This window comes from Clostridium nitrophenolicum, assembly GCF_055391695.1.
The window spans coordinates 2,418,785-2,436,726 of sequence record NZ_AP042469.1 but is presented as its reverse complement, the minus strand read 5'-3'; the positions used below and the strand labels follow the sequence as shown (position 1 = coordinate 2,436,726).

Sequence of the window (17,942 nt, the reverse complement as noted above, 5' to 3'; positions counted from 1 at the left end):
TATTAAATTAAACTACTAGTTTCTTTTAATTCAGCAAAGGGAACCTGTCCGCCTATTATTCTATTATGATGTTCAATAATTTGAGAGGCAGAAAGAATATCCGAATCATAAGTACTATGTCCGTCGCTGACAAGTACATTTTTATACCCTAAGCTAAATGCACATCTACATGTAGTATCTACACAAAACTCTGTTTGAACTCCTGTTATTACTAACTTATTAATACCTAAAGCTTTTAATTTTTCATGCAAGCTTGTATCATAGAAAGGATCTGCATGGTATTTTAGGATTATTATATCATCCTCTTTTGGCTTAATCTGAGGGTGAATTTCCCACAATGGAGTTCCCTTTGCTATAAATGAACCATCACTCTCAGTATGCTGGACATAGATTATAGGTGTATCCGACTTTCGTGCTTTTTGAATTAAATTATTCGTATTTTCGGTTTCAACTTTTAAATTATCTTTATTAAAATGTAGCTGAATAATATAATCCAAATACATATTATAATGGATCCAGCAACCCAGTTTTTAGGCTTACCTTCATTAAAAATATTTTCTGATTGTTGTCTGCATTCATTCATAATATCATTGGGTATTAATTTTATAGCAAAATTAATACTGAGTGGTATTATAATCAAATCATCAAGATATCCCAAGACAGGTATAAAATCAGGTATTAAGTCAATTGGACTTAAAGCATAACCTACTACTAATATTGAAACTAATTTTGCATAAAAAGGTACGTCAGGTCGTTTATATGCCAAATATAATGCTCCAATCTCCTTTTTTATTTTTTTAACTTTTTGCTTAATCGTGGAAAACCAGATTTTAAACCTTTTATTTAATTTTTCTTTCATAAAACACCTCAAAATTGACCAATTTTATAATACATTATAGCATTGCTATAGAGGTTAAAACAACAAAGCTGTATAAATTATCCACAGGATCTTTGCTTTCCTAAAAAAATATGAAAGCTATGACCATTTTTTCTGATCATAGCTTTTATTTAACATAATAAACCTCTATCTGCTTATAAAATACATAAGTTTTATATTAATTATGAAAATAAATTGATATTATATGACGTAATGGAAAAATAAATGAATTTCCTTAATAAATAACATTTCTTTAAATAATGTCTGCTTAATCAGTCCCAGTTCATAAAAAGGAATGGCTTTTGAATAGCCATCCACATATCACTTTTAAACTAGCTTATACAAGAGGGCTGTCAATTTGAGTAGTAAAAAGAAAATCATGAGTATGGCCATCATTACATGTTGTAGTTCCTCTAATAACGTGTACATGTTTATTGGTACCAGGAATAGGAACATTAGGCTCAGTTGTTCCTCCTATTTCATGGTGGTGATCAAGAAAATCTGTATTAACTATACCAAATGCATGCACATGTCTGCCTCCTTCAATTGGTATAACTTCACTTGTAACTCCTGCAACACGGTGATTGTGCCTATCCTCTCCTTGTTCAGCTAATTTAACGCTTTCTGCAAATTCATGCACATGTGTTTGACTTGTTTCTGGGCAACCTTGTTGTTGAAGAGTTGTCTCTATATTATAATCCATAGATATTTCCTCCTTTTTAATTATGAAGCATGCTTAGAAACGTACTTGTTGTTCGCTTCCTGGTATATTATATTTTATTTTACCAAAAATGTTCATATCACTTGATAAATCCTTTCTAGATAAACCTTTTATGTAAAAACCACGTATTCTTTCTAATTCGGAATTATGTTTCTATAAGTCTTTATCTGTGACTATATGTGGAAGCTTTTTATGAGTGCCAATATCTACATGCGGAAAAATTTTTAACCTTGGAAACATCAATGGAAGTATCCCTGGATGCAATAGCTTCTATATGATACACCATGATACACCAGATTTAGTTTTCAGTTAAATAGTGAAGTTTCCCCCTATCTATCCTTTTACAGCACCACTTGCTTACATCATTCAGTTTTAACCTTTCCTACCGGTGCAGCATAAATAACGAATTCATCTTTACCGTCAAGCATCAAAAACTTATCAATTATCTCTTGATTATAATCTCCTATTGCACAAGTTCCACAGCCTATAGCTTCACATGCCAAATATAAGTTTTGACAAAGATGTCCTGAATCTTGAAGAATGGTCTTATGAGCAGATATATCATATCTCCATTCACTTCTGTAGGGGATACAACTCCAAATAAATATAACTGCACTACTATCAAGGAATCTTTGTCCTGAAACAGCTTCTGTTACTTCCTCTTCCATGTTATTTTTATCAAACAGAAAGACAAGTTTATGATCTAAAGACAAATAACGATATACTCCTTTTCTTAGTCCTTCTACTTTATTTATCACTAAATAAGTTTCAAAGGGATGTCTTGCTCCACCTGAAGGCACTGTTCTAAAGGTTGCAAAATTTACTTTTCCAACAACCTTTTTTACCCCCTGAGTACTCCATAGTAAAAATGAAAGTTCTTCTAAGGATAGACTTTCTTCAGTATAAATTCTATTACTTTTCCTATCCATTAAACAATCGAAAATATTCTCTTTAGTTATTACATCCTTATTTACTTTCGGAAGCACAATTATTTCTGCATCTTCTTCTACAAACTTTTGGAGTGGCGGTTGTGGTAGTTTTTGTTTTTGATCTGTTTCAATACTATTAAGTAAATTAAAATTAGATTTCAACCACTCTCTTTGTAACTTAGCTTTATCCATACAATTACCCTCTTCCCTAATTTAAATTCATACTTATTAATCCCCATTTTATAATAACTAATACAACACTTCAACATAGTGAGTATAAATAAGTTGTAATTTGCTATATTGTTATTTTAGATAAATAGAAATAAAGCTAGTATTATCTAATACTGGCACTAAACACTGTTTGCAATTTTATATATGCTGTGGTATTATAATATCTGCGAGTAAGTCAGACAATCGCTGCTGTGGTAACACAGGAGAGGAAAGTCCGAGCTCCATTGGGCAGGGTGCTGGGTAATACCCAGTCAGGGTGACCTGAAGGAAAGTGCAACAGAGATATACCGCCGAAACTAGTTTCGGTAAGGGTGGAAAGGCGAGGTAAGAGCTCACCAGCGCATTGGCGACTTTGCGGCTATGTAAACCCCACCTGGAGCAAGATTGAGAAGTATCAAGGGGCGGCCCGTTCCACTTCTCGTTAGTATCGCTTGAGTCTACTGGTAACAGTAGGCCTAGATAGATGATTGTCAAATACAGAACTCGGCTTATAGACTTGGTCGCATATTGAAAACACTAGGTTTTACCTGAGTGTTTTTTTAAATTATTCTTCAATAAAGTAATAAATATCTATCTTCTTAACCTCATAAACAGTTTCAACAGATACTCCAATATTAAAATCACTCATATATTCCGCTAAAGATATCCCTGTAGACTGAACATTTAATAAAAAAACACCAAGCATACACTTAGTGTTTTTATCTCTATACAGCTTTCAAATAGTATCATATAAGTAGACACCTCAAATCTTCAATTTGTTAGTGTTTCCTTAATATGCAGCTAAGCTATAGAGCTTCCTATAATTTGTTATCAATACTTTTTGGTTGCGGGGGTAGGACTCGAACCTACGGCCTTTGGGTTATGAGCCCAACGAGCTACCAGCTGCTCCACCCCGCGATGTTATATATTGTATTGAACAACTTTTTGTTAATGATGTTCATCTATTCTCTAGTATGCTCATTATTTAATATAATAATACACCGGACTTAGTTTATCCATTAATTTCAGAAGAGATATCTTAATTCTTTTAGCATACTAAATGATAAGTCTCGGAAAACTTTATGTCAATTCATCATCGTCTATATCCTCTATGCAAGGCAATATAATAGAAAAAGTTGTCCCTTTTCCTAGAATACTTTCTACTTCTATTTTCCCTTTATGTTCCTTTATTATTTTATAACAAACATTCAATCCTAAACCTGTACCATTACTTTTGGATGTAAAAAACGGTGTACCTATTTTCTTTAAATTTTCTTCCGATATGCCTACTCCGTTATCCGTTATTCTTATAAACATTTCATTTGCTGATTCATTAAAACCAGTTTCAACTTTGAGTTTTGCATTGGTTTTATCAGTCATTGCATCTACAGCATTTTTACAGATATTTAATATAACCTGTTTCAATTCTGATTCATCACACATAACATAACGCTCTTCTTTGGATAACTGAAAATCAACATCAATGCCTTTTACAAGTGAGGATGACTTAACCATACTTTTTATGGATTGAAATATATCAATCATGGAAACTTCCATCAGCTCAGTTTCTCTTGGCTTTGATAGAAATAAGAATTCGCTAATAATTCTGTTCACTTCATCAACTTCTTCATTTATCTTTAAAGCATGTTTCTTAACATCCTGTTTTTGTGTAACGGCACTTATTAATTGACTCCTCCCTTTAATTGTTGTAAGAAAATTTCTAGTTTCGTGAACGATCTCTGCACCCATTTGTCCAAGCAACGCCAGCTTTTCCTGTTGTATTAGTTTTTGCTGCTCCTTTTTAAATTCCGTTATATCGGTGCCTATGCTTATGCTTCCAATTATATCTCCATCAACATTTCTAATATCAGTTAAATCAAGCAGCATATCTTTTTTATTACCTTTCAAAGAATATAATGATACCTGAGAAAGCTGTTTTTTTGTGTTATCTTTTAAGGTCAAGTCAGAAGGTTCTATAACATTAACTTTTACCAATTGCTTTAATTTATCTATATTCATGCCAATAATATCTTCTCTACTTGTTTCAAGTACTTCCTCCAATGCTTTATTACAAAGAACAACCTTTCCACCTTTATCAAACATTAATATACAGTTGTCTATAGATTTAAGTATTGTTTCCGTTTGTATATGTAAATTTTCAAGCTCCTGCTCCTTCTTTGTTTCGCTAAAAAATACTAATAGACCATTTCTAACTCTTTTAGAATTTATTGAAAGCTTAATATTGTCACCCTTTAGGTTTTTATAAGTTCTGACAATATTTTTTGTGTCTTTTCTATTCTCAAGTAATTTACTTGGAAACTTCTTTGAAAACTCTTCCTCTGTAAGTCCGTATAATTCATCTCTGTTACAGGCAAATAATCCTTCAAATCTTTTATTAACATATCTTACTTTTCCATTGAGATCATATTCCTCTACCGCTATTGGAAGTGCGTCAAGTAAATCTTTTAAAGTCTCACTAGTATACTTTAACTCTTTAGTTGTTTTCTCTAAATTTTTATGCTCTGTTTCCAGTTGTTCATAGGGATAAAGTATTGTACTGATAAAAATACCCTTAAAAAGAAAATAGTAAGATGTAACTTTCAATATGTGCCCAATAGTCCATGAAATTGAATTCACTGTGGTGTCTAGAGTAAAACAAAATTCAGTGGAAATGCTCATAAGCAGCGATATAAAAATATACTTATATGTTATTACGCCTTCATAATCTATCTTATCTTTTATCGCATACAAACTCATTGCATACATACATATAACTCCACACTCTAGTATTATCTTTATAGGTGTAACTCCGTGATTAGTTAGTAGTATAGGCAAATAATCATTATAAACGACTACAAAGCAGGATACACCTAAAACTATACTGAAGGTAATAAAGAGACTTATCCACTTTTTTAATTTTATTCGAACTAATCCTATGGATAAAAATAAGACTATAGATTCGGCAGCCCTACCCAATACCCAAAATTTTGAACAAATGTCCAAGTATAGATCACAAGCTGAATTTAGATTTAAATAGTAAAAGATGTGTAAAACATCAAAAATAGCAACTGCTAAAAATCCAAAGCCTAATACATTATAGCTTACTGAGTTGCGGTTATATAGGTACCATACAGATATGAATATTGATAAAGCTATGAATACGCAAGTTAACTCTAAAACCGTATAATATACATTTAGATATTTTACAACTGTATTATGTATAAACATTGCAGTAAAAAAGGATAAAATTAAAATTGTTAAAAATTTTGTTATTAAAGGTTTCATAAAGTTTCTTGAATTGAGACTTATAGTATCACTTAACATCAATTTTGAATCCCCCCTTAGGTTGTAAAAATACATCTAGTATATCCTACCATAAATATACACTTATTGGAACTCTTCGTTTGAAAATACATTATTTTCAAACTAGTAAAAAAATAGATAAATACTACTTTTTATATATTCAAAAACCTATATGATTAATAGAATATATTTCTTAGAGTTACTACTTATAATCCAGTTTATTCCTTAGCTGCTCAAAGTTTCTCATCATATATTGTAACATTTTCTAACATTTCTCAATAGTATAAACTGAACTTTAAGACAAGCTTTTTAATAAAAGATTTACTCAAGATTAATAAATGAGCGGAGGGGAAATTTATGAGTATTTTTGTAATATTCCTCGCAGCACTTGGTCTATCAATTGATGGTTTCACAATTTCTTTTACTGGTGGGATTTTAACAAAGCGGCAAAAATTGAAAAGTGCTTTTTCTATAGGCATGTACTTTTGCGTTGTGCAAACAACTGTAGCAGCTTTGGGATGGTTTTTAGGATCAAAATTTAAAGGTTATATAGCAGAGTATAGCAGTTTATTTGCTATTGGGCTGTTAATATTTATTGGAGTAAGAATGATTTTTCAATATATTAAAGAAAGAAAAAAAGAGAATTATGAATCTAAAGAGTTAGACAATAAGTTTTTCCCTATTTTGGCACTGCTGGTCAGCTTTGATGAACTTGCTGCCGGATTAAGTTTTGGTCTTTTCCAAGTTAACATTGTGGAAGTATTAGTAATACTAGCAATTACCTTCTTTATTACGGCTTTTACTGGAATACTCATCGGCAGAAAACTTGGACTTATACTAAAGAAAAAAGCAGATCTAATAGGTGGTTTAATGTTTATAGCAATTGCTTTGGTGAATATTTTTGCTTAGTTTTAGAATTATTTATGTAAAATAGGGATGTGAAGCACTTAGGATGCTCACTTCCCTACATTTATCAATAATTCTACTTTAACTCCTCAACTAAGTTTTTAGGTACCTTACCAGCGAGCGCCATAACCATGTTTTCTGCAGCTAGTATAAGTACAAAAGTTGAATCTGCTACAGTATCATTTAAAACATCTGGAGTATTAGTACTTAAAACTCCCCTTTCTTTCATATCCTTAATTACAAAATTATCATAACCTACAGACATGTTGCTTACTACCTTTAAATTAGGCATTGCCTGTAAAAATTCTTTATCTATTTTTGTTCCTGCAGTTATTAGCACATCTATGTAACTATACTTTTTTATTATTTCCTCTCTTGGTAAGATCTCATTACTTTCATTCATTTCATATTCTATAAATTCTGAGATATAATTTTGTATTTCCCTGGAAATTCTTCTTGCTATATATACCTTAGGTTTCATAAGCTATCTTTAGTGGGCAATAGTATTATAATCATTAAACCCACTAAAATACTCACTTTCTTTCTATCTTAGAATATTGGTAACTCCTTATTACTTTATTTGTCCAATTCTAAATATTTACTGACAACTGATTTAGCCAAGCATTTTGATGAGTCAATAATATTAATTGAAGGAGGTGCTTTTTCTAATACTACATTTAAATCAGTGCAAGCTATTACTATATTTTCAATAGATTCCTTTTTTACATCTTCAATAAGTTCATTCCAAATATCAATATTCTGTGTATTTTCTTTATCTATTTTTATGTTTTGAATAAGATTATTTAATTTTACTTGCCATTCATCTTTAAAAATAAATTCATGGCCACTATTTATTATACCTTTTTGATAAATTGTAGATTCAAATGTTGAGCTTGTTGAAAATAAAGTTACTTTTTGTGAAGCTACAGGCAAATTTTTAACAGTCTCCTCTACAATATTTAATAAAGGAACATTAATTGATTCTTTCAATTCTTTAAAATATATATGTGCTGAATTACATGGCATTGAAATAAAACTCACACCAATTGATTCAAGCTTTTGTAATCCTTCAATTATAGTTTTTTTCATAAGTTCATGATTTATTGGGCGGCCAATATAAAATGGAGTAGGTAAAGAGTATATCATCATTTTAGGAAACTCATCATCGTATTTTGCTCCATATTGAATTTGACATTCATCAACAACTAAATCAACAAATGGTGCTGTTGACCTTGGTCCCATTCCAGCCAAAATTCCAATTAATTTTTCACTCATTTAAGTTATCTCCTTTTAAGATGTAAATTTATTTAACTATAGAAACACTAAAATTGTTGTTTTTTATGTTTTTGTAATAAACATTATATTAATTAGTATTTTCAGAAAGATAGCAACTTCCATTAATTGGATTGAATCCATAAGTTTTTACTTCACCAGATTCTTTAACTCTAATTAAATATATTCTGTTAATGAATATATTGGGGCTATTAATCATTTGAAGAGATTTAGCATTAGTAGGTATAACAATAATAGATTTTTGGTTTTTTATTTTTTCTATTGCTTGATTATATGTGTAGGCGGGTTTATTATGCCAAAGTAAAACTGGAATAATAATTATTAATAATAAAGTTATAATTAGGTAATCGATGTTTTTTTCCTTAGACTTTTTGTTGGTTTTTGATATTGAAAAAAACATCAGTACAAGAATATTACCAAAGCATACGCTGTATCTTATTACTCCTGAGTAAATTACATTGTTAACATAAATAAATAAAAATAATTCAATCAAATTTAACAGTATAATAATTATTGGTAAAGCAAATGAACCTTTATTCTTGATGTTCATATAAATCCACCTTTACAATGTAGTTTTATAAGAAGGATGTGTACTGAATTATAAATATTATGCTTATCTTACACGGTCTATTAATTTCTTTTTTAATCGCAATATTTCATAATCATTTAAACCAATTTGATAAAAATATTCTTCTACTGAATTATATTTTTGTTGAAACATGTCCAAAAATTTTTCCATATACTCTATTTTAGGAGTAATAATATTTATATCAACATTCTGATTGCTTTTACAGAACTGTTGTAGCATAGAATCTAAATATACTTGTGAAATTTGATAATCAGCTAAAATATTTGTTTTAGAAACACCAACTAATAACATTAGCAATGCTGAAATTACTCCTGTTCTATCTTTCCCAGCTGTACAATGGTAAAGGACTCCACCCTTAGCTTTTGCAAATACTCTCATGACATTAAGTATAGTTTTTTGCTCGTCTATCATCTTAAAGTACGAAATAGGAACTTCTTCAATGCTTTTAGGTAAATATCCATCCCCATATATTTTGCAATGATAGTATTCAAAATTTTTATGATTTTTCAAAGCACAAGGTTTACTTTGAGTCTCATCATCACTCCTCAAGTCAACAATTGTTGTTATATTATTTGATAATAATAGCTCTATATCATCATCTGATACTTGAATTGGCACATCACTACGCAGAAATGCCTTATATGCGGTTACTCTTCCGCAATCTATAGGATACCCACCTAAATCACGCGTATTAAGAGTGCTGCCTAATAAAAATCTTCGCATATATTCACTTCCTTTACTATACATTCTTTGATAATACTTTCTTCGTCATATCTTACTAATGTCTAAATATTATAGATTACTGTTATAACGCTTAATTAGAATATTCATAATTTAACATATGTTATCTTTTATCATAAGAAAAAGTATTCTCAATTATATTTGGTAAAACTTCATAAATTGAGCGGTTCATTTTTCTTTCAAAATATTTTTTTATTTCAAAGAGTTTGTCCCACCTCATAACAGTATATTTATTCACACCATATCTGCGTGTCACATCAATTAATCGTTGTTCCATCAAGCAAAATCCTGTTGGTACTGCTAAAGCATCACATAATTGAATTAATAAATCATAATCATCATAAACTACAGAATCAATATATTTTTTTATAAAATTATAATCTTCTTTAGTTACATCTAACTTACCAATTACAGACCTTATATCCTTTATACTATATGAATGAGTAATACATATTTTAGCTACATCCTCCCAGCCTTGATTGCTACAATATTTAAATCCTTCAACTGTATGTCTTTCTTGTACTACACCAACTCTACGACCTATATCATGTAATAATCCTAAAATATAAGCCTTATTGCTATCCATATCATTACAGCATTTAGAAATATTTTTACAAGCCAAAGCCACATACTCTGAATGTTTTACCCATTTTCCTTTATTTAGTCCATTTGCTTCTTTTAAAACATTTATTGCAACATCTTTATTAGGATACTTTTTATTCATAACTAACACCTTCTTACTTTTTTACAGTTGTGACACATAATCTTACTATTGTATAATTATCGCTATTTTAAAGTTAATGAACATAATAAGAAAGATGCGAACTAAACCAACTCAAATTATCTATTACAGCTGTATTATAACATCGTGACCTATTGATGTATCTGTAAATGGCGGATTATATTCTTTAAAAACTAATTCAATTCCAGAAATATTGTCTGGTAGTGGTGGTGATATAATGAAGTTATAGTGAAAATGTCCATCTCCACCTGTTCCATTCATCATTCGACAATCATATTTTTCACTTATAGACAATTCAAAATGAGTATGCCGTGACTGACGTTCTGATGAATCACTTGTGTTATCCCAATCTATATTAAAATTTACAATACTGGAGTTAGAATACTGACGAATAGAAACTACAGAAAAAAGCCTGTTACCTATTTCAATTGACTTTAGTACTGGTAAATTCCTCTGAAATCCTTCTGGTTCAATTAAAGGTCTATATATTTTATCATCCCATAGTGAAGCAAATATTGATTTTAATAGTTCGTCGTATAAATCAAATTTTTCTACCCAGTTAGAAATGTATTCAAAAGGAGGATATCCTGGGTTATTGTTTGAAATTTCCTTGCGTTGCTTTATTAATTCGCAAATTTTTTCATCTATTTGCTTAATTCTTTCATCATAATGATTGGTTGGTCGCTTAAATGACATTCGTTTCATTCTATACCTCCTAAAAAACTTTCTTCATACTTTTTTACCATTGAGACACTTTCCTTATATAAATAACCCGCCTGTCCTACCATTGTATTAATCATTAAATTTGTGAACTCTAATCAAATCTTTAATAGTCGTTACTACTATTTCTAAAATCAACGTACCATCACCTATAATCGCTAATAACTTTGATTAACCATATCTCACTAAAATAAATTGTTACTTTATACCAATACCTTAATTATATAGTTTTTGTTTATACAAATAAAGGAGTTATATAATTAAATTACGGCATAAGTATTCTTTATCAGTTGAATAATATGGCATCTATGATATAATTTTAAAGTAAAAATTATTTATATTTTCTAATTATGAGGTGAATGAATATGACATATACACATGGGGATAATGGTGATAAACAATTATCTGAAAATCATGGAGGTTCAATATCTTTTCCGGGCACAAGTCTACGTAGTCTTAGAGTTGATTGCGAAAAGTGTTTCGGCTTGTGCTGTGTTGCTTTGTACTTTTCAGCTTCTGAAGGCTTCCCAAAGGACAAAGATGCTGGCAAGCCTTGCATAAACCTACAATCGGATTTTCGCTGTTCTGTTCACAAAAATCTTAGAAATAAGGGACTTAAGGGCTGCACTGCTTATGACTGCTTTGGAGCAGGACAAAAGGTTGCTCAAGTTACATATGGCGGGCATGACTGGCGACAAGCTCCAGAATCAGCGAAGGAAATGTTTGAAGTCTTCCTGATTATGAGGCAACTCCATGAAATGTTATGGTATCTGGCAGAAGCATTTACGTTACAAACAGACCTTCATATCAAAGATGAGATTAGCTTCATGATCAGCGAGACGGAACGTCTTACTCATCTTAGTCCTAGCTCTCTTATAGAACTTGATTTGGTAGCACATAGAAACAAAGTTAACTCACTACTTTCACAGACAAGCGATCTTGTAAGAACTAAAGCCCGTAGAGAAGATAAAACTCCTTCAAAACGTCAAAAGACTATCTCTAAAAAATTAGACTTCATTGGTGCAGACCTTAGAAAAACTAATCTAAGAGGTGCAGACTTAAGAGGATCATATCTTATTGCTGCTAACCTTAGAGGAGTGGATTTAAGTGGAGCTGATCTTATTGGAGCTGATTTGAGAGATGCTGACCTCAGAGGTGCAAACCTTACAAATAGTATTTTTCTTACCCAAGCCCAGATCAACACGGCGAAGGGCGATTCCAATACAAGGTTACCGATGTCACTGACTCGACCTACATATTGGTCAAAATAATTAAATATCTAATTAAGAATAAAAAAACTTTAAACTGGCTAAAAGTTTTTAACGTACCGAAGCTTAAAAACATATCCGGTTGTATAAGTTAGCTTTCGACCTAGTACTTCTATAGTGTTGAAAATTTATAGATTTTTAATGGAAGTTGTTATCAACTTCCATTAATTTATATTTTAATAATATTGAGCAATAGCCATTAATTATCTCCACAGCCATCTACCACTAAATCTGCTCCTTCAAAGGGTTTATGCTCCATCATATATTTATCTTCTGCTACCATCCAGATTTTCTCCCATATATCCTTTGCTTCTTCTCCATCACGTTCAATTCCTCTTTTTAGTCTCAGTTCTTTTGGACAATCAACAAAAATTTTAAAATCATAAAAATCTGCACCAATAGGCTTTTCTTCTGATGTGCCATTTATTCTTAAATATGATGGCAAATAAAAATCATCCATGTGTACAATTGTTATTTGGGGGCTTAGTTTTGCAATTTCTTTTGCAAATGTACTTTTACCAGAGCCTCCACAACCATCTATTCCCACCAAAAGGGTTGACTGCTTTCTTTGTAAATTCTCCATGGTAATTAGTAATTGTTCAAATGATTCAAATGTTCCCCTAATACTTTTGAAATTCACGTCTTAATTAATCCTCCCATCAAGATACATATTAAATAGCTTTTCTCTTGGCAAATCTAAATTCCTTACCATCAATGTCTACAATTGCTCGCTCTTTAGAAAATGGCTTATATGAACATGTTTCACTAAAATAAATTGGAGCTTCATGTCAACATCTTAATTATATAATTTTTATTTATACAAATAAAAGAGTTGCATAATTAAATTTTCACATACTAAAATATAAATTAGTGAGAAGATACTAATTTCAATCCTATAGCTCCTATTAATATAAATCCAATGCAAATTAATCGAATTGGGTTTATAGATTCATTGAATAATATTATTCCTAAAATTCCAGTACCAACAGTACCGATTCCTGTCCAAATTGCATATGCAGTTCCTAATGGAATGTTTTTCATGGCTAATGATAGAAAATAAAAACTCGCTATCATCCCTAATATGGTGAGCACACTTGGTACAAGTTTTGTAAATCCATATGAATACTTTAAACCGATAGCCCAAGCCACCTCAAAAACTCCTGCTATAATTAAAAACAACCATTGCATAATTTTCACTCCTTCTAATTTTAAGTATTCTAATTAACTATTCTCCTTTCATTAAAAATCAAAAAATAAAAAAACCTAGAACAATATATTAAAATATCTCCCAGGCTTTTGTCCTTCCGTGAACACAGCTTAACTGTGCGTTTTATCTTGGACCAGACCAGTTTCTAATTTCAAACTGCGGAACCCTATAAAACTTTTTAAATACATATATTCGGTTTTCTTACTGTAAAGATAGCAAAATATATGAAGGTTGTCAATATCTATTTTCATAATACTGTCATATTATGTATTATTTTTTGTTAAAGATAGAACAGCTAAGCACTTGCTTAGGTTTTATAGACTTAAATATATAATTTTGTTTTATTCTCTTAAAAATTTATCAATGTTATTATTTATTGTTACTTCTGAAAATGCTATGATAGTTTCTGTTATTGCATATTCAGATATCTCATTTATAAACTCTTCTATCTCATTTAGAGATTTAATGGATAATTTAATTAAAAAACATCCATCACCAGCAATTCTGTAACACCATTCACTTCGTTTATAATCCTTAATAAATACCTTGAATTTTTCATACCCTCCATTTTTCATAGTTAACTTAATTATACAATCTATAGACAATCCAAGTTTCTTTTTATTTATTTTAATTGTATAACCTTCAATAATTCCATCATCTTCAAGTCTTCTTACTCTTTCAGCAACAGATGGTGCTGAAAGATTTATACGTTTTGATAATTCTCTTATAGATAACCTGCTATTTTTTTGTAACTCTTCTAAAATTGATAGGTCTATTTCATCAATTTTCATTTATAACTTATCCTCTCAATTATCATTTTAAATAATACATTTATTATTATATTACATTTCATATCTAATACAATATTACTACTACACTTTGTATAATATTAATTGTTAATAAAATATATTTATAAAGGAGAGATACTATGGCAAGAATAACTTTTTCACAAGAAGGACTTACACCATTTGAACAATTATTAGGTCACAATAAAGAGATACTAGAAAAATGGTCTTCTTTAGAGGAGTGCATTTTTAATAGTAATACATTTACATTTGAATTAAAGGAACAGCTAAGGCGTACCCTTGCTTTTAATAATGGATGTCAATATTGCATGGCTAAAGGTAAACCATCTAATCAAGTAACTGATTCGAGAATTTTAATTGCTACTAAAATAGCTAATATAGTTTCTAGGAATCACATTATTGATGATAAACATTTTAATCTATTAAAAAATGAATTTAGTGACAAAGAAATTTCTGAACTTTTAGCCTTAATATGCTTTATAACAGCTTCCCAAAAATTCGGAGCATTACTAGATTTACAGCCAAGTTGTCCAATTTAAATTATTAGGCAATAATTTAGCATTAATATATTATTTTCAGTTAATTTATATCATAATTATTGCTGCACAAAAGATTCTAGCATGAGTATCACAATGTTTAAAATATGATGTCAAAACACCGTAAAATTTAAGTTTGAACTGCACCCTGTCTATCTTAAGGAGAGCATATCAGTTTGAATATAGATATCCAACTTCATTATTCAACATATCCCGGTGGATAAATCAAGCACTCATGTTGGATATCTATAATGCGGTGTCTTAAAATTATTCAGTTATCTCTATTCGATTTCCATCAGGGTCTAAAATACAACTCTCATAGTAACCATCTCCAGTATAACGAGGTTCACCAACTACCTTGTAACCTGCATTTCTTAGTGTGTCAGTAAGTTCATTAACCTTTTCAACACTACCTACTGAAATAGCAATATGAATTAAACCTATATATTGATTAATGGTATCATTTAAATTGGAAGGAATTGTCGGCATCTGCATAATTTCAAGTCTAGCACCGGATTCAAATTTAATAAAATATGATTCGAATTGTTTTTTTGTATTAGTATATTTATCTCCAGCAATACCATCAAAATAATTCACATAAAATTTCTTTAATTTTTCAATATCTTTGGTCCATATAGCTACATGTTCGATTTTCATATTAACACATCCTTAATCTTAAATTTCAAGGTATAATGCAAATAACTATTTTTTATCCCATCTTGGTGACATCAGTTCACTATGTCCACAGTTAGGACATTTAGCCATACGCTTGCCCATTGAGTGAAATGTAAAAATATATTTTAAAACACTTACTTTAAAATTTGCACCACATTTAGGGCAGGTAAAATGGGTTTTCAATGCTCTAAATACAGCAAATATCAAAACTATAACGACAATTATCAATCCGCTTCGCATATGTTTTCACTCCTTTTAATCTTATAAAATAAACACTGGTTATATTATATAATAATTATATAATTCTTCAAGTACTCATAATCTTACCAATGCAACGATTAAAAGGATTCATAAGTAAATTGTTCATTAAGCTTTTATTCTTTCTATTGCATTTTCAATCCACTCTACAATACCATAACTACAAATTATGCTCATTTTGATTTGTGATACCAAGCAATTGCTTTTCTTTCCAACTCCTTTACGAATGAATCCTTACCTGAACAATATGCTTCAATATCTAATGGATATCTATTGGCAAGTTCCTGCTTCAGTTCTCCATACTCATTTGCGTCTTTGAGATGAATTCTTAAATAATCTCTAACAGCAATATGCCTTTCAATGTTAGAAACATCACTTACCTCAAATATGTGTATGTGATGTGTTCTATCCTCTAAACCTTTTCTGAAATATCGCCTACCTACAATTCCGTATTCCCCCATAGGTTCATATCCTAATCTTTCAAACTCATAATTATGTTTGTCTACTTTTTCAATATCATGCACAACTGGCATAATATCAATGATTGGTTTAGCCTTTAAATTTTCCACTGAGGTACTTCCAATATGATGAATTTCTATTAATTCATCTCCAAGTATTTCTTTTATCTTCTTCGCTTCTTTATTGTACATTGAAGACCACTCTTGATTATACTCAACAACAACTACTTTCATAATTTATTCCATCCTCTAATATAAATTGTCTTTACTTTACATTATACACAAATAAAAGCAATCTTCACACAAAAACTATCATTTAAAAATGTATTAGAGCTCTTTATTTAAAGCTATAGTAACATCATCTGAATCTACAACAATATGGTTAATAATATCTATTCCTAATATATGTCTTGTAAAGTATTGCTGAATAATTATCTTTTAAGGTCTTCTTTTAGTAGTTTATTGCAAAAATAAATAAAAAATAAGTAATCTTTATGCACTAAATGTTGATTATAAGTTTAATAGATCTAGGGAAAATAAAACCCTAAATTATTATAAGTTTATGGAATCAAGAATAGAACAGAAGATAAAGTAAAAACTATATGTAAAAGTTATGAATAGCAGAATTCTACTCCTTCAAATAATCAAAGATTTAGTAGATATAGTGGCAGAAACTCTGTTCAACTATATAATTTGAAATAAAATTCAAGGAATTGTTAAAGAAAGGATTGTATTTATATGAGCATAAAAAAAGCAATAATTCCTGCAGCAGGTTTAGGTACAAGATTTTTACCAGCTACAAAATCTCAACCTAAAGAAATGCTGCCAATAGTTGACAAACCTACTATTCAATATATAGTTGAGGAAGCTGTAGCTTCCGGCATTGAAGAGGTTTTAATAATTACAGGTAGAAATAAAAGGTCTATAGAAGATCATTTCGACAAATCTGTTGAACTGGAAGCTGAACTTGAAAGTAGTAATAAAGGAGAATTACTTGAATTAGTACAAAACATATCTAATATGGTTGACATTTATTATATAAGACAAAAAGAACCTAGAGGACTGGGGCATGCTATAAGCCGCGCTAAAAGCTTTGTAGAAAATGAAGCTTTTGCCGTTATGCTTGGCGATGATATAGTTGATAGTAGAGTCCCTTGTTTGAAACAGTTAATAGATTGCTATGACAAATATAAAACTTCTATTTTAGGGGTGCAGCCAGTTCCTAAAACAGAAATATTCAAATACGGTATTGTAAAAGGTATAGGCGTTGAAGATAGAGTCTACAAGGTTAACAATATGGTGGAAAAACCAAAAATTGAAGTGGCACCATCAAACATTGCTATTCTGGGAAGGTATATAATAACTCCTAGTATATTTGAAGTGCTTGAAAAAACTAAGCCAGGCAAAGGTGGCGAGATACAACTTACTGATGCATTAAATCAATTAGCGAAGCAAGAGGCTGTGTATGCTTATTACTTTGAGGGAAAAAGATATGATGTTGGCGATAAACTTGGATTTTTACAAGCTAATATAGAATATGCCTTGAAACGTGATGATTTGAAAAAAGATCTAATGTCATATCTTTTTAGTGTTAAATACAGAGAAAATTTCAAAATAAAAGAGGAATTTTATTATAAAGAGAATTTAGCATCAAGAGAGGCAGTTGGAGTCAGGGATTTAATTTTCAAATAATATTGCGTCTA

The 17,942-nt window shown here is 30.2% G+C and carries 22 protein-coding genes, 1 tRNA gene, 1 other RNA gene and 1 riboswitch; of the genes, 5 read left to right on the top strand and 19 right to left on the bottom strand.

The genetic code is table 11. From position 1 onward, the window contains the following. Positions 1–2: 2 nt before the first annotated feature. The 4 genes from ACZ5N4_RS11385 to ACZ5N4_RS11370 all read right to left on the bottom strand — a co-directional run bounded on the left by ACZ5N4_RS11385 (position 3) and on the right by ACZ5N4_RS11370 (position 2,719). Positions 3–503, bottom strand: coding sequence for a cysteine hydrolase family protein (locus ACZ5N4_RS11385; protein WP_464209998.1), 501 nt, complete (start codon positions 501–503; stop codon positions 3–5). Next, positions 455–859 (bottom strand): YkvA family protein, encoded by a 405-nt coding sequence (locus ACZ5N4_RS11380; protein WP_464209996.1) that lies wholly within the window; start codon positions 857–859, stop codon positions 455–457. Before ACZ5N4_RS11380 ends, ACZ5N4_RS11385 begins: the two co-directional genes overlap by 49 nt. Before the next feature lie 355 nt (positions 860–1,214). Further along, on the bottom strand, positions 1,215–1,580 hold the full coding sequence (locus ACZ5N4_RS11375; protein WP_464209994.1) for a YmaF family protein: 366 nt from the start codon (positions 1,578–1,580) through the stop codon (positions 1,215–1,217). A 380-nt stretch (positions 1,581–1,960) separates the two neighbouring features. Beyond that, positions 1,961–2,719, bottom strand: coding sequence for a SagB/ThcOx family dehydrogenase (locus ACZ5N4_RS11370; protein WP_464209992.1), 759 nt, complete (start codon positions 2,717–2,719; stop codon positions 1,961–1,963). A gap of 206 nt (positions 2,720–2,925) precedes the next feature. Between ACZ5N4_RS11370 and rnpB the strand changes: the two genes are divergently transcribed. Continuing rightward, positions 2,926–3,265, top strand: an RNA gene (gene rnpB / locus ACZ5N4_RS11365) — RNase P RNA component class A. Between the two features lie 37 nt (positions 3,266–3,302). Here rnpB and ACZ5N4_RS11360 read toward each other — a convergent pair. The 3 genes from ACZ5N4_RS11360 to ACZ5N4_RS11350 form a co-directional block, all read right to left on the bottom strand. Further along, positions 3,303–3,443 (bottom strand): hypothetical protein, encoded by a 141-nt coding sequence (locus ACZ5N4_RS11360; RefSeq protein ID WP_464209990.1) that lies wholly within the window; start codon positions 3,441–3,443, stop codon positions 3,303–3,305. Between the two features lie 136 nt (positions 3,444–3,579). Continuing rightward, positions 3,580–3,655 (bottom strand) — tRNA-Met (locus tag ACZ5N4_RS11355). A 162-nt stretch (positions 3,656–3,817) separates the two neighbouring features. Next, entirely contained in the window at positions 3,818–6,061 is a 2,244-nt protein-coding gene (locus ACZ5N4_RS11350; RefSeq protein WP_464210907.1) for an MASE3 domain-containing protein, read from the bottom strand. Between the two features lie 336 nt (positions 6,062–6,397). On the opposite strand from ACZ5N4_RS11350, the gene ACZ5N4_RS11345 reads away from it, so the two are divergent. Beyond that, positions 6,398–6,949, top strand: a complete 552-nt coding sequence (locus tag ACZ5N4_RS11345; protein WP_464209988.1) for a manganese efflux pump MntP — start codon at positions 6,398–6,400, stop codon at positions 6,947–6,949. 73 nt (positions 6,950–7,022) lie between these two features. Here ACZ5N4_RS11345 and ACZ5N4_RS11340 read toward each other — a convergent pair whose 3' ends face one another. The 6 genes from ACZ5N4_RS11340 to ACZ5N4_RS11315 form a co-directional block, all read right to left on the bottom strand. Continuing rightward, a complete protein-coding gene (locus ACZ5N4_RS11340) occupies positions 7,023–7,427 on the bottom strand; it encodes a Rossmann-fold NAD(P)-binding domain-containing protein (RefSeq protein ID WP_464209986.1) in 405 nt (134 codons plus the stop codon). A 95-nt stretch (positions 7,428–7,522) separates the two neighbouring features. Further along, on the bottom strand, positions 7,523–8,221 hold the full coding sequence (locus tag ACZ5N4_RS11335; RefSeq protein WP_464209984.1) for an aspartate/glutamate racemase family protein: 699 nt from the start codon (positions 8,219–8,221) through the stop codon (positions 7,523–7,525). An 88-nt stretch (positions 8,222–8,309) separates the two neighbouring features. Beyond that, entirely contained in the window at positions 8,310–8,789 is a 480-nt protein-coding gene (locus ACZ5N4_RS11330) for a hypothetical protein (RefSeq protein WP_464209983.1), read from the bottom strand. A gap of 63 nt (positions 8,790–8,852) precedes the next feature. Beyond that, positions 8,853–9,551, bottom strand: coding sequence for a tyrosine-protein phosphatase (locus ACZ5N4_RS11325; RefSeq protein WP_464209981.1), 699 nt, complete (start codon positions 9,549–9,551; stop codon positions 8,853–8,855). A gap of 121 nt (positions 9,552–9,672) precedes the next feature. Further along, positions 9,673–10,293, bottom strand: coding sequence for an HD domain-containing protein (locus ACZ5N4_RS11320; RefSeq protein WP_464209979.1), 621 nt, complete (start codon positions 10,291–10,293; stop codon positions 9,673–9,675). Between the two features lie 123 nt (positions 10,294–10,416). Continuing rightward, on the bottom strand, positions 10,417–11,016 hold the full coding sequence (locus ACZ5N4_RS11315) for a hypothetical protein (RefSeq protein WP_464209977.1): 600 nt from the start codon (positions 11,014–11,016) through the stop codon (positions 10,417–10,419). A gap of 380 nt (positions 11,017–11,396) precedes the next feature. Here ACZ5N4_RS11315 and ACZ5N4_RS11310 point away from each other — a divergent pair, with 380 nt between their 5' ends. Then, positions 11,397–12,302 (top strand): pentapeptide repeat-containing protein, encoded by a 906-nt coding sequence (locus ACZ5N4_RS11310; protein ID WP_464209975.1) that lies wholly within the window; start codon positions 11,397–11,399, stop codon positions 12,300–12,302. A 196-nt stretch (positions 12,303–12,498) separates the two neighbouring features. Here ACZ5N4_RS11310 and ACZ5N4_RS11305 read toward each other — a convergent pair whose 3' ends face one another. From ACZ5N4_RS11305 to ACZ5N4_RS11295, 3 genes are all read right to left on the bottom strand, one after another. Then, entirely contained in the window at positions 12,499–12,882 is a 384-nt protein-coding gene (locus ACZ5N4_RS11305) for a uridine kinase family protein (RefSeq protein ID WP_464209973.1), read from the bottom strand. Between the two features lie 284 nt (positions 12,883–13,166). Next, positions 13,167–13,487, bottom strand: a complete 321-nt coding sequence (gene sugE, locus ACZ5N4_RS11300) for a quaternary ammonium compound efflux SMR transporter SugE (protein ID WP_308037835.1) — start codon at positions 13,485–13,487, stop codon at positions 13,167–13,169. A gap of 95 nt (positions 13,488–13,582) precedes the next feature. Next, positions 13,583–13,687, bottom strand: a riboswitch (guanidine-I (ykkC/yxkD leader). 160 nt (positions 13,688–13,847) lie between these two features. After that, positions 13,848–14,297, bottom strand: coding sequence for an Lrp/AsnC family transcriptional regulator (locus tag ACZ5N4_RS11295; protein WP_464209971.1), 450 nt, complete (start codon positions 14,295–14,297; stop codon positions 13,848–13,850). A gap of 137 nt (positions 14,298–14,434) precedes the next feature. On the opposite strand from ACZ5N4_RS11295, the gene ACZ5N4_RS11290 reads away from it, so the two are divergent. Next, positions 14,435–14,851, top strand: coding sequence for a carboxymuconolactone decarboxylase family protein (locus ACZ5N4_RS11290; protein ID WP_464209970.1), 417 nt, complete (start codon positions 14,435–14,437; stop codon positions 14,849–14,851). A 264-nt stretch (positions 14,852–15,115) separates the two neighbouring features. On the opposite strand, the gene ACZ5N4_RS11285 is transcribed toward ACZ5N4_RS11290, so the two are convergent. The 3 genes from ACZ5N4_RS11285 to ACZ5N4_RS11275 all read right to left on the bottom strand — a co-directional run bounded on the left by ACZ5N4_RS11285 (position 15,116) and on the right by ACZ5N4_RS11275 (position 16,473). After that, positions 15,116–15,505 (bottom strand): VOC family protein, encoded by a 390-nt coding sequence (locus tag ACZ5N4_RS11285; protein WP_464209969.1) that lies wholly within the window; start codon positions 15,503–15,505, stop codon positions 15,116–15,118. Positions 15,506–15,550: 45 nt separating this feature from the next. Next, positions 15,551–15,763, bottom strand: coding sequence for a hypothetical protein (locus ACZ5N4_RS11280; protein WP_464209967.1), 213 nt, complete (start codon positions 15,761–15,763; stop codon positions 15,551–15,553). A gap of 191 nt (positions 15,764–15,954) precedes the next feature. Then, on the bottom strand, positions 15,955–16,473 hold the full coding sequence (locus tag ACZ5N4_RS11275; protein WP_464209965.1) for a GrpB family protein: 519 nt from the start codon (positions 16,471–16,473) through the stop codon (positions 15,955–15,957). Between the two features lie 504 nt (positions 16,474–16,977). Between ACZ5N4_RS11275 and galU the strand changes: the two genes are divergently transcribed. Then, entirely contained in the window at positions 16,978–17,931 is a 954-nt protein-coding gene (gene galU, locus ACZ5N4_RS11270; RefSeq protein ID WP_464209963.1) for a UTP--glucose-1-phosphate uridylyltransferase GalU, read from the top strand. Positions 17,932–17,942: the final 11 nt, after the last annotated feature.